The sequence below is a fragment of the Kineococcus sp. G2 genome (genome assembly GCF_037154035.1).
In the GTDB taxonomy this organism is placed as follows: domain Bacteria; phylum Actinomycetota; class Actinomycetes; order Actinomycetales; family Kineococcaceae; genus Kineococcus.
Genome location: NZ_JBBBEM010000093.1, coordinates 22,481 through 34,148, shown reverse-complemented (window position 1 = coordinate 34,148; position 11,668 = coordinate 22,481). Strand labels below are relative to the sequence as shown.

The following is an 11,668-nucleotide window of genomic DNA, read 5'->3' as shown; positions in this document are numbered from 1 at the left end:
GTCAGCAGCGGAAGGTGCCGACGATCTGGCGCAGGTCGTCGGCGGCGCCGCTGACCTCCTCGGCCGCCCCGGCGGTGCGGGCGGCGCTGCTGGTCGTGCGGGCCGCGGCGTCCGCGAGGCCGGAGACGTTCGCGGCGATCTCCTGGCTGCCGGTGGAGACCTCGGTGACGTTGCGCACCATCTCGTTGGTGGTGGCGGACTGCTCCTCCACCGCGGCGGCGATGGTGGCCTGCAACGCGTCGATGCGGGCGATGACCTCGGTGATGCCGCCGATGGCGCTGGCGGCCGCCGAGGCGTCGGCCTGGGTGGCACCCACCCGGCCGGTGATCTCCTCCGTGGCCCGCGCGGTCTGCTGCGCCAGCTCCTTGACCTCCCCGGCCACGACCGCGAAGCCCTTGCCCATCTCCCCCGCCCGGGCGGCCTCGATGGTGGCGTTCAGCGCCAGCAGGTTCGTCTGCTCGGCGATGGAGGTGATGAGCTTGACGACCTCGCCGATCTCCCGGGAGGAGGCGGACAGGCGCTCCAGGATCGCCGAGGCCTCACCGGCGCTGGAGACGGCGGCCGCGGCGACGCCGGAGGCCTCGGCGGTGGAGGAGGCGATCTCGCGGATCGCCGCGGACATCTCGTCGCCGGCGGCGGCGACGGTGGCGATGGAGGTGCTGATCTCCTCGGTGGCGGCGGAGACCACCTGCGCCTGCGCCGCGGAGCCGTCGGCCCCGGCGGACAGCTCCGCGGAGACCTGGCTCAGCTGCTGCGCGGACGAGCCCAGCCGCCCCGCCTCGCCGGTGAGCTGCTGCACGGCGCCGCGGAAGCGGTCCGTGCTGTGGTCCAGCGCCCGCGCCATCGTGCCGATCTCATCGCGGCTGTCGAGGCCCACCGTCGCGGTCAGGTCGCCCTCGGCGACCAGCTGCAGGACGCCGGTGACCCGCTGCAGCGGGCCGACGATGCTGCGGCGGATGACCAGGGCGGCGGCCACGGCCACCGCGAGGCTCGCCACGAGCAGCACTAGCACGCTCTGCTGCGCGCTGCGCACGGTGGCGGCGAACTCGCGCCCGGCGGCCAGCTCGGCGCTCGCCCGCTCGGTCTCGGTCGCCAGCGCCTCCTCGTACGCCTTGCGGGCGTCGCGGTTGGGCCCGAAGGAGGCGGCCACGGCGGCGTCGCGGTCGGTGGCGGCGAGGGCGTACTCGGCGCGCAGCGCGTCGAACCAGGCGTCCACCTGCGTGCCGATCGCGTCGACGGCCACGCGCTCGGAGCCGGTGCGGGCCGCGGTGCGGGCCTGGTCGAGCGCGGCGTCGAAGTCCTCCTGGCGGCCCAGGCTCTCGTCGGCGAAGTCCTGCTCGCCGGTGATGAAGAAGCCGCGCTCGTCGGTGGCGGCGGCCTTGGCGGCCAGGGCGGCCTGCTGCAGCCCGGTGATGTACGGCACCGCCCGCCCCACCTCCTCCTGCCGCTGCGAGCGCAGGTCCGCGGTCACCGACAGGGCGACCAGACCGACGGCGAGGGTGGCGACCGCCACCAGGGCGGTGGCCATGAGCAGTCGGGTGCCGACCTTCCGGTCCGCCAGCCAGCGCCGCAACGCCCCCTGCGGCTGCGTCGTCCCGCGGTACCCGTCGCTGCTCACGTCGTCCTGCCCCCCCCGTCGTCCCGGGTCCGCGGTGCGCGTCCCCCCGGGACGCATCGGCGGCCCGGGGCCCGGCCTTGAGCGGCCGGGCCCCGGGCCGGGGTGCGCCCCCGCGGGGGCGGTGCGTCAGACGCGGAAGCGGCCCACCAGCTCCTGCAGCCGTGCGGAGGTCTCGGCCAGCTCGCGCGCGACGGCCTCGCCCTCGGCGAGGGAAGCGGTGGTGGTGCGGGTGGCCTCGGCGACCCCGTCGATGCTGCCGGCGATGCCCGCGGCACCCCCGGCCGCCTCGCCCACGCTGCTGCTCATCGCGGCCGTGGTGGCGGTCTGCTCCTCCACGGCAGAGGCGATCGTGCCCTGGTAGTCGCTGATGGTCCCGACGATGCGGCTGATGTCCGCGATGGCCCGCACCGCGCCCTCGGTGTCGGTCTGGATGGTCGCGACCCGGCGCCCGATGTCCTCGGTGGCCTGCGCGGTCTGCTGGGCCAGCTCCTTGACCTCGCCGGCGACGACGGCGAAGCCCTTGCCCATCTCCCCGGCGCGGGCGGCCTCGATGGTGGCGTTCAGCGCGAGCAGGTTCGTCTGCTCGGCGATCGCGGTGATGACCTTCACCACGTTGCCGATCTCGGCGGACGACTCCCCGAGCTTGGAGACCGTCTCGTTGGTGCGGGAGGCCACCTCGACGGCCTCCTGCGCCACGCGGGCGGCGTCGTTGGCGTTCTGGGAGATCTCGTGGATCGACAGGCCCATCTCCGAGGCGCCGGCGGCGACGGTCTGCACGCTGCTGGACACGTCCGCCGCGGAGGCGGCGACCACGTCGGCCTGCCCGGCGGCCTCCTGCGCGCTGGCCGCGATGCGCTCGGTGACGCCGGCGAGCTGCCGGGAGCTGTGGTCGAGGGTGCCGGTGGACTCCGAGAGCTGGCGCACCAGGGTGGCGATGCCGTCGCGGGCGCGGTTCACGGCCCCCGCCATGGTGCCCAGCTCGTCGCGGGAGTGGACGGCGGCGGCCACGGTCAGGTCGCCGGCGGCGACCGCGTCGAGGGCGGCGCCCACCGAGGTCAGCTGGCGGCGGACCGTGCGCACGACGAACGCGGCGAGCGCCGCGGCGAGCGCCAGGCCGGCCAGGAGGGCGGCGAGCACGGTGGTGCGGGCGGTGCGGTACTCGGCCGCGGCCTGCTCGCCCCGGGCGTGCGCCTGCTGGGTCTCGGCCTCCTGCAGCGCGGTGATCGCCGCGCCGAAGCCCTGCTCGGCGGCGGTGAAGCTGGCAGCGACCTGCTCGGCCGCCGGCATCGTGAAGCCGGCCGGGGGGGCCTGCTGGAACAGGACCACGTCGCGCAGGGCCGCGTAGTCCCCGTAGGAGGAGCGCAGGTCCTCCACGGCTCCCGCGGTGGCGCCGGAGGACCCGGCGGCGTACCGGTCCAGCGCCTCCGCGACCTGCTCGTCGGCGGCCCGCGCCGCCTCGAGGGGCGTGACCCCCTCGACCTCGGGGACGCCGAGCCCGTGCAGCATGTCGGCCCGGTACATCGCGGTGATCCCGGCGCGCACGTCGGCGATGGCTCGCATGCCCTCCACGTGCTGGGCCTCGACGACCTCCAGGTCCTCGTTGAGGCCCGCCATGCCGGAGACGCCCACGGCCCCGACCCCGACGGCGACCGCGGACGCCGCGAGCACCGCCGCGGCGATCTTGGTCGTCACCGAGCGGTCGGCGAGCAGGCGGCGGGGGGTGTCGGGCGCGTCCATGCGGGGTTCTCCTCGGCGGTGGCGGACGGCCCGGCGGCTCCTCCACCTGCTCGTCCTCTCCCTGCGTCGGCGTCCGGGCAGGTGTGCTTGAGGGTTTCACCGCTCCCAGCGCAGGTCCGCGACGACGGGGGAGTGGGTGCTGCCGCCCGAGGGCGCCTCCGCGTCCGCCACCGGCTCCAGCCCCGCCACGAGGACGGCGTCGACGCGCGCGTACCCGGGGTTCGACCCGCGGGTCAGCTGCGGGCGGCCGCCGACGACCCGGTGCACGTCGGTCAGGCCACCGCCGTCCGGGCCGTCCCCGGTGAGCACCCGCAGCGGCTCGTTGAAGTCCGAGGAGTTCAGGTCGCCGCCCACCACGACGGGCCCGTCGGCCGCCAGGTCCCGGGCCACGTCGGCGTAGCGCAGCGCCTCCGCCACGCGCGTGCGCGCCGCCCGCGCGGTGCCGCCGGCGGGGTTGTCCTCCTCCTCGCGCGGGGTGCAGCCCAGGCAGGGGGAGGCCAGGTGCAGCGAGAGCACGGGCAGCCGCGCCGGGCCCCCGAGGGCGCGGGCGTCCAGGACCACCACCTCGCCGGGCCGGGCGCCGTCCGGCAGGCCCCGCACCGCCTGCGTGCCCACCACCGGCACCGTGGACCAGACGGCGTCGCCGTCGCTGCTGCCGGAGCCGTCGCCCACCGTGCTCGCCGGGCCGTACCAGCGGTGCGGGTACCGCGGGTAGCGCTCGTCGAGGAACCGGCGGGCGGCGGGGCTGACCTCCTGCAGCAGCAGCACGTCGGGCTCCCACCGCTCCACCAGCAGGCGCAGCCCGTCCAGCCCGCGGGTGCCGGTGAGGTTGAACGTCGCCACCCGCAGGTCCGCGTCACCGCCGCCGCGGCCCGGCAGCGCGTACGGGCCCAGCAGCGCACCGGCCGCCACGGCGGGCGCCACCACCGACGCCAGCACCGCCCACGCGCGCACCGCCACGGCCGCCGGGACGAGCGCCAGCGCCGGCAGCAGCCACCAGAACGCCGTCAGCCCCGCCACGTAGGTGGGTGCGGTGGAGTCGCCGAGCACGGCGATCGCGGCGAGCGCGGAGGTGGCGCCGGCGCCGTAGACCAGGGCGAGGACCCGTGCGGCGCCGGCGGCGCCGCTCACCGGTGCATCACGCCGCGCCGCTGCCGCTGCCGCTGCCGGCCGTCGCGGCGCCCCCGTCCGCGCCGCGACCGGCGCGCAGGGCGGTGTGCACCACGTCGGGGGTGAGCACCCCCAGGAACTCCGCGCCGTCCAGCACGGGCAGGAAGCGCTGCTCCTGCGCCAGCAGCGTGGAGAACGCGGTGCGCATCGTCTCGGCCCGCTGCACGGTCGTCGCGAACGGCTGCGTCCAGTCCGCCACCCGCCCGGCGCGGTCCCCGCGGCGCGCGGCCTCGGTCAGCGGTGCCCGCGGCACCCAGCCGACGAGCTCGCGGCTGTCGGGCTCGAGCACCACGCCCCAGGAGCGGCCGTCGACCTCCAGCGCGGTGGAGGCGTACGCGACGCCGTCGCCCGGCGCCAGGACGGTGGGCGCCTCCAGGTCCTCCGGGCGGATCGGGGTGACGGCCAGGCGGCGCAGGCCCCGGTCCGAGCCGACGAACTCCACGACGAAGTCGGTGGCCGGCTGCGACAGCAGCGTCACCGGGTCGGCGTACTGCTCCAGGTGCCCGCCGGTGGACAGCACCGCGATGCGGTCCGCCAGGCGCACCGCCTCGTCCAGGTCGTGGGTGACGAACAGGGCGGTCTTGCCGAGCTCGCTCTGCAGGCGGCGGAACTCCCCCTGCAGGCGGTCGCGCACGACCGGGTCCACCGCGCCGAACGGCTCGTCGAGCAGCAGCACCGGCGGGTCGGCGGCCAGGGCGCGGGCGACGCCGACGCGCTGCTGCTGGCCGCCGGACAGCTCCGCCGGGTAGCGGGGCCCGTGCACGGCCGGGTCCAGCCCCACCAGCTCCAGCAGCTCGTCGGCGCGGGCGCGGCGCGCGGGCGCGTCCCAGCCGAGCAGCTTGGGCACGGTGGCGACGTTGTCGCGCACGGAGCGGTGCGGCAGCAGGCCGCCGGCCTGGATGACGTAGCCGATGCCGCGGCGCAGCTCCACCTCGTCCACGCCGGCGGTGTCGCGGCCGTCGACGAGGACGCGCCCGCTGGTGGGTTCCACCAGGCGGTTCACCATCCGCAGGATCGTGGACTTGCCGCAGCCGCTGGGCCCGACGAGGGCCACGAGCTCGCCGCGGCGCACGTCCATCGTCAGCTCCCGCACCGCCTCGGTGCCGTCGCGGTAGCGCTTGCCGACCCCCTCGAAGCGGATGGCGGGCTGCTCGCCCGCCCCGTCCGCCTCGTCCACCCCGCCCGGTGCGTCCCCGACCTCGCCGATCACCCCCGGAGCCTCGCCGACGCCGTCGTGCGGCGCAACGCGTCTGGCACCCTTGCGGTGTGGATCATGCGGACGGCGGGGACGGCGGCGCGGCCGCGACGGGCGGGCCGGCGGACGCGGAGGTGCGGGCGGTCGAGCCCTTCGACCCGCCGGGCGTGACGTGGCGGCGGGTGTCGCCGCGGCTGGTGACCTCCCAGCGCGTGACGAGCACCCTGTGGTCGGCACCCGTCGTCGTGGTCCTGCTCGTGCTCGCCGCGCTGCTGACCTGGTGGATCGCGCTGGGCGCCGCCGTCGTCGCGGCCCTGTGGGCGTGGGGGTGGTGGCTGAGCGGCCGGCAGGTGCCCGCCTGGGGGTACGCCGAGCGCGACGAGGACCTGCTGGTGCGCCACGGCCTGCTCTTCCGCTCCCTCGTCGTGGTGCCCTACGGCCGCCTGCAGTACGTGGACGTCGAGGCCGGCCCCGTCGACCGGCGCTTCGGGCTGGCGAAGGTGCAGCTGCACACCGCCTCGCCGGACTCCGACGCCGCGATCCCCGGCCTGTCCCCGGAGGAGGCCGCGCGGCTGCGCGACCGCCTCGCCGAGCGCGGCCGCGCCCGGCTGGCGGGGCTGTGAGCTCCGGCGGGGACGCCGGTGCCGCGGCCGCCGGTGGGGACGCGCGCGAGGAGGAGCCGGCGGTGGACGTCGTCGACCCCGCCGTCGCGCAGCGGCTGGACGCCCCCACCCGCGCGGTGCTGGAGGACGCCGGCTGGCGCCGGCTGCACCCGGTCACGCCGGTGCTGCGGGCCTGGAAGATCGTCGCGGCCGTCCTGGCGTTCGCCGTCGTCCAGAACGTCGACGAGCTGCTGCGCATCGACGTCGAGCCGTGGCTGCTGGCGCTGATCGTGCTGGGCGGGCTGCTCGCGCTGGCCGTCGTCGGCGCCGTCTACAGCGCGGTCGCGTGGCGCCGCACCCGCTACCGCGTCGACGCCGAGGCGGTGCGCGTCGAGCGCGGGGTGCTGTGGCGCCAGCAGCGCAGCGCCCAGCTGGACCGGCTGCAGGCGGTGGACGTGGTGCGCCCGCTGCTGGGCCGGCTGTTCGGGCTCGCCGAGCTGCGCCTGGAGGTCGCCGGCGGCTCCGGCAGCAAGGTGTCGCTGGCGTACCTGCGCGAGGACGAGGCGCAGCGGGTGCGCAACGCGCTGCTCGCGGCGGCCGCCGGGCTCGGCCTGGACGACGCGGACGGCGCCGGGCCCAGCGCCCCGGAGGCGCCGCAGCGGCCGGTCGTGCACGTGCCGCCGGGGCGGCTGGTCGCCGCCACCCTGCGCTCCGCGTCGACCGTGCTGGTGGTGCTGGCGGTCGTCGGCCTCGTCGTGGGCAGCGTCGCCGCCCGCAGCACCACACCGCTGGTGGCGGCCCTGCCCGGCGCGGTCGGGGTGGTGTCGGCCGTCTGGCAGCGCTTCACCCGCGGTTTCAACTTCACCGTCGCGCACTCCCCGGACGGGGTGCGCCTGACGCACGGGCTGCTGGAGCTGCGCTCGCAGACCCTGCCGCCCGGCCGCGTGCAGGCGCTGCGGATCACCCAGCCGCTGCTGTGGCGGCGGCCCGGCTGGTGGCGCGTGCAGGTCAACGTCGCCGGGTACGCCGCCGGCCCCGGCGAGTCGGGCCAGGAGGCCACCACGGTGCTGCCGGTGGGCACCGAGGAGGAGCTGGCCCGCCTGCTGGCGATCGTGCTGCCCGCCCTGGGCGCCGCCGGCCCCGGTCCCGAGGCGGCGCTGGCGCTGGTGCACGACGGGCTGAGCGGCCGCGACGAGCAGGGCGGGTACACGGCCGTGCCGCGCTCGGCGCGCTGGCTGGACCCGGTGGCGTGGCGGCGCAGCGGCTACCGGGTCACCGAGCACGCCTTCCTGGCGCGCGGCGGCCGCCTCGTGCGCCGCCTGGACGTGGTGCCGCACGCCCGCACGCAGAGCCTGGGGGTGGCGCAGGGCCCGCTGCAGCGCCGCCTCGGCCTGGCGACCGTCGCCCTGCACTCCACGTCGGGGCCGGTGAAACCGCGCGTGGAGCACCTGGCCGCGCCCGTGGCGGCGTGCCTGCTGACCGAGCAGGCGGAGCGGGCGCGCGCCGCGCGCGCCGCCGCCGGGCCGGAGCGCTGGATGTCCGCGGACGCCGGCGACTGACCGGCCCGGCGACCGGTCGCGTCAGCGGTGCGTGCCGCCCCCGCGGCGCCGCAGCTGCGAGACCGCGGCGTCGATCCTCCGCCGGGTCGCCGGGTCCTTCGCGGCGGTCTGCAGCCGCCGCGTCGCCTCCTGGGCGACCCGCCGCCCCTGCGGCGTCGACAGGAACCTCGTGACCTTGCCGACGAGCCCTCCGGCCACTGCACCCGCCCCCTCTCTGCGCCCGCCGGCCCGTCCGCGCGGTGCGCTGGCGACACGCTCTCGCGCCGTGCGCGGGGGCGCCACCGGGGCTCGGGTCAGTCCTTGCGCAGCACCACGGCGACGTCGGTGACGGTGAAGAGGAACTCCCCGGCGGCGGCGCTGCGGCGCAGCCCCTCGATCCAGCCGGCGGCGCGGGCGGCGAGCTGCGGGTCGTCGGAGACGGCGGCCAGCACGCCGGTGGCGACCTTCCAGGCGACGGAGCCCTCGTCGAAGCGGCGGTGCGGGTCGGCCCAGGAGTGCACGGACTCGACGGTGAAGGCGCTGCGGGCGGCGTGCCGCAGTAGCTTGCGGCCGGCGAAGCCGTCGACGGGGGAGCCGCCGGCGGGGGCGTGCGCCACGAACCGGTCCAGGAGGGTGCGGGTGAGGGCGTCGTCGTCGCTGGTGAACAGCGCGGTGTCCCAGTCGGAGTGGGCCAGGACGGCGGTGCCCCCGCGCCGCAGCACGCGGTGGACCTCGGTGAGGTGGGCGCCGGCGTCGGCCAGGTGCTCGACGGCGTTCAGGGAGACGGCGACGTCGGCGGTGCCGTCGTCGAGGGGCAGGTCGTCGAGGTCGGCGATGTGGGCGCGCACCCGCCCGTCGAGCAGCAGGTCGTCGTCGAGGGTGGAGCCGACGTCGACGGCGTGCACGGTCCGGGGGTCGGCGGCCAGCAGCGCGCGGGTGGTGCGCCCGGAACCGCAGGCGAGGTCGAGGGCGACCGATCCCGCGAAGGGGCGGGCGAGCGTTGCGACGTTCTCGAAGCGGCCCACGCGCGCAGACTAGGTGACGGCGGCCGCGCCGCGTCCTCCGTCACAGCGGGTACGTCCGCGGAGACGCCCGGTCACGGCTGGCGCCCGATCGGTCGAAGATGCCGTGAAGGAGCACTCTCACGTGGCGTCACCCTGTCCCGCGCTCACCTAGCATCGAGGGTGCGAACGAGCGCCCGGGGGGAACGGGTGCGCGGCGGTCGAGGACGACGGGGGAACGCGTGCGCTGTCCCCCGTCCAGGTGGAGGGGGAGCGGGCGCAGTGGTGGATACGACGCGGCAGGAGAGGCCCACGTCGGGCAGCGCGCCCGGGCCGCGCGGCCCCGGACGTCGCTGGGTCCTCGGTGCGGGAGCGGCCGCCGTGGCGGTGGCCGGGGGCGCCACCTGGCTCGCCACCCGCGGCGACGACGAGCCCGTGCAGCAGGTCCCCGCGCCGCAGTGGACGCCTCGGGAGCACGTGACGGCCGCCGACCTCGACACCAAGTGGGTCGGCGTGCAGACCCACACGGTGTCCGTGGCCGAGGAGTTCGAGCAGTGGCTGGGTCGCCCGCTGGACTGCGTCGTCGTCTTCGGTGCGCAGAACGACTGGGCGGCCATCACCGGGCCCTGGTTCGCCATCGACGCCCCCCCCGGGCAGGACTGGGCCGCGTGGGTGCGCGAGGCACCCGACGACCGCACCCTGGTGATCTCCACGGCCATGGTCCCCGAGAACCCGCCGGAGGACTGGCGCGAGCGCGGCGCCGCCGGTGAGTACGACGAGCACTGGCGCTCGTTCGGCAGCAACCTCGTCGACGTCGGCCTGGGGTCGTCCATCATCCGCATCGGCTGGGAGATGAACGGCGACTGGTACGAGACGCACTACGTCGGCGAGACCGAGGAGAAGCGCGAGCAGTGGAAGGAGTACTTCCGCCGCATGGTCATGGCCATGGAGGTGGAGGGTTCCGACTTCGAGATCGACTTCAACATCGCCGAGGGCCCGCAGGACTCCGTCGAGATCGACCGTCTCTACCCCGGTGACGACTACGTCGACATCATCGGCATCGACGTCTACGACTCCTACATCGCCCCCATCGACCCCGCCGCGCGCTGGCAGGCCAAGGACGAGAAGGTCAACTCCATCTCGGCGGTCGCCGAGTTCGCCGCCGCGCACGACAAGCCGATGAGCTTCCCCGAGTGGGCCATGGTCGCCGAGGGCGAGACCGACGGCGGCGGTGACAGCCCGGAGTTCATCAACCAGATCGCCGACGTCGTGCGCAGCCGGCCGGTCCGCTACCAGGCGTACTTCAACACCGCCGAGGGCGGTGTGGGCATGACGCTCGCCGACGCCCCGGAGGGTTCCGCCGCCTACCTGGCGCGCTTCGGCGCATCGGGTGACGCCGTCCCCTCGGACTCGTGACGCACGGTAGCGTCGGCGCGGACCGCCGCGGAGAGGTCGACACCTCCGCCGGTACCGCGGCCGGGGAACGTCCTGCGGCTCGGCGAGGGGGGATGGTCGTGGGGTTGGCCGCCAAGGTGCGCGGGGCGGGTGTGACCCGCGGCGTCTGGAACATCGGCGACCAGCTGATCTCCAGCGCGAACAACTTCCTGGTGCAGGTCGTCATCGCGCGTTCCGTGAGCGAGACCGACTTCGGCACCTTCGCCATCGCCTTCGCGATCTTCTCGGTGGCCACCGGGTTCTTCCGCGCGCTCGCGACGTCCCCGGTGGGCATGCGCTTCGCCGCCGCCGACGACCGCGAGTTCGGCCGCGCGGCGGCGGATTCGGTGGGGCTGGTGCTCGCCGGGAGCCTGGTCACGGGCGCCGCCCTGGTCGCGCTCGGTCTGCTGGGGCCGTTCTCCGCCGTCCTCGGCCAGTGCCTCGTCGCGCTCGGTGTGGTCCTGCCCGGCCTCCTCCTGCAGGACGCGTGGCGACAGGTGCTCTTCGCCCGGCTGCGCCCGGCCGCCGCGTGCGTCCTGGACGGCGCGTGGGGCGTGCTGCAGCTGGCAGCCGTCCTCGTGCTGTACACGCAGGGCAGTCGCGCGGTGTGGACCTACGTGCTGGCGTGGGGCGGGGCGGCGATCGCCGCCTCCTTCATCGGCCTGGCGCAGGTTCGCACCCGCCCGCGACCGCTGCGCGCCGGGTCGTGGTTGAAGGAGCAGTGGTCGCTGACCCGCTACCTGGTGCCCGAGTACGTGCTGCTGCAGTCCGGTGCCCAGCTGGCCGTGGTCATCGCAGCGGCGCTCGCCGGCGTCGCCGCTGCGGGTGCCCTCCGCGGCGCGAACATGCTGACGGTGCCCGCCACGATCCTCGCGACGGGGCTCATGACGTTCGCCGTGCCCGAGCTGGTCCGCCGCCGCTCCCGGATGACGGTGCGGTCGTGGACGACGGCGACGCTGGGCGTCTCCGGGGCGGTCGCGGTGACGGGTCTCGTGTGGGGGTCGCTGTTCCTGCTGCTGCCCGCGCAGGTCGGTCTCTTCGTGCTGGGCGACTCCTGGGACGGCACCCGGGACGTCCTCGTGCCGATCATCGTCGGGCAGGCGGGATCGGCGCTGTCCGTCGGGCCGGCGACGGTCCTGTACGCCACCGAGGGCGCCAAGGTGACCATCCGCCTGCACGCCGTCTACGCCGTCCTGCTCATCGCGTTGTCGACGGCGGGAGCGTTCCTGTGGGGCGCGGAAGGAGCCGCGTGGGGCATGGCCGGCGCCTTCTGGCTCACCGTGCCGTGGTGGTTCCTGGCGGTGCGCCGGCACCTGCGGCGCACCTCCGTCCCCCCGTCGGCGCCGGCGGCTCCCGCTCCGGTCAGCTGAGCG

Annotated in this window: 10 protein-coding genes; 4 read left to right on the top strand and 6 right to left on the bottom strand. The window is 76.4% G+C overall.

Annotated features, from left to right (window positions below; genetic code table 11):
- Window position 1 precedes the first annotated feature (1 nt).
- The 4 genes from V9U69_RS13610 to V9U69_RS13595 all read right to left on the bottom strand — a co-directional run bounded on the left by V9U69_RS13610 (window position 2) and on the right by V9U69_RS13595 (window position 5,735).
- Window positions 2–1,618: a methyl-accepting chemotaxis protein gene (locus V9U69_RS13610; protein ID WP_337062362.1), complete on the bottom strand. Its 1,617-nt coding sequence runs from the start codon at window positions 1,616–1,618 to the stop codon at window positions 2–4.
- Between the two features lie 126 nt (window positions 1,619–1,744).
- A complete protein-coding gene (locus V9U69_RS13605) occupies window positions 1,745–3,355 on the bottom strand; it encodes a methyl-accepting chemotaxis protein (protein WP_337062360.1) in 1,611 nt (536 codons plus the stop codon).
- Between the two features lie 96 nt (window positions 3,356–3,451).
- Window positions 3,452–4,486: an endonuclease/exonuclease/phosphatase family protein gene (locus tag V9U69_RS13600; protein WP_337062358.1), complete on the bottom strand. Its 1,035-nt coding sequence runs from the start codon at window positions 4,484–4,486 to the stop codon at window positions 3,452–3,454.
- Between the two features lie 7 nt (window positions 4,487–4,493).
- Entirely contained in the window at window positions 4,494–5,735 is a 1,242-nt protein-coding gene (locus V9U69_RS13595) for an ABC transporter ATP-binding protein (protein ID WP_337062357.1), read from the bottom strand.
- Window positions 5,736–5,791: 56 nt separating this feature from the next.
- Here V9U69_RS13595 and V9U69_RS13590 point away from each other — a divergent pair, with 56 nt between their 5' ends.
- Together V9U69_RS13590 and V9U69_RS13585 are read left to right on the top strand one after the other, a co-directional pair.
- The gene (locus V9U69_RS13590; RefSeq protein ID WP_337062355.1) at window positions 5,792–6,343 is read left to right on the top strand and encodes a PH domain-containing protein; all 552 of its coding nucleotides are present in this window, start codon (window positions 5,792–5,794) and stop codon (window positions 6,341–6,343) included.
- Window positions 6,340–7,881, top strand: a complete 1,542-nt coding sequence (locus tag V9U69_RS13585; protein ID WP_337062354.1) for a PH domain-containing protein — start codon at window positions 6,340–6,342, stop codon at window positions 7,879–7,881. Before V9U69_RS13590 ends, V9U69_RS13585 begins: the two co-directional genes overlap by 4 nt.
- A gap of 21 nt (window positions 7,882–7,902) precedes the next feature.
- Here V9U69_RS13585 and V9U69_RS13580 read toward each other — a convergent pair whose 3' ends face one another.
- Both V9U69_RS13580 and V9U69_RS13575 read right to left on the bottom strand, forming a co-directional pair.
- Window positions 7,903–8,079: a hypothetical protein gene (locus V9U69_RS13580; RefSeq protein WP_337062353.1), complete on the bottom strand. Its 177-nt coding sequence runs from the start codon at window positions 8,077–8,079 to the stop codon at window positions 7,903–7,905.
- Window positions 8,080–8,174: 95 nt separating this feature from the next.
- Window positions 8,175–8,885 carry a methyltransferase domain-containing protein gene (locus V9U69_RS13575; RefSeq protein ID WP_337062352.1) on the bottom strand — a complete coding sequence of 237 codons (711 nt, stop codon included), beginning with the start codon at window positions 8,883–8,885 and terminating at the stop codon, window positions 8,175–8,177.
- Window positions 8,886–9,242: 357 nt separating this feature from the next.
- Between V9U69_RS13575 and V9U69_RS13570 the strand changes: the two genes are divergently transcribed.
- A complete protein-coding gene (locus V9U69_RS13570; protein WP_337062351.1) occupies window positions 9,243–10,277 on the top strand; it encodes a glycosyl hydrolase in 1,035 nt (344 codons plus the stop codon).
- Window positions 10,278–10,375: 98 nt separating this feature from the next.
- The gene (locus tag V9U69_RS13565; RefSeq protein ID WP_337062350.1) at window positions 10,376–11,665 is read left to right on the top strand and encodes a hypothetical protein; all 1,290 of its coding nucleotides are present in this window, start codon (window positions 10,376–10,378) and stop codon (window positions 11,663–11,665) included.
- Window positions 11,666–11,668 lie beyond the last annotated feature (3 nt).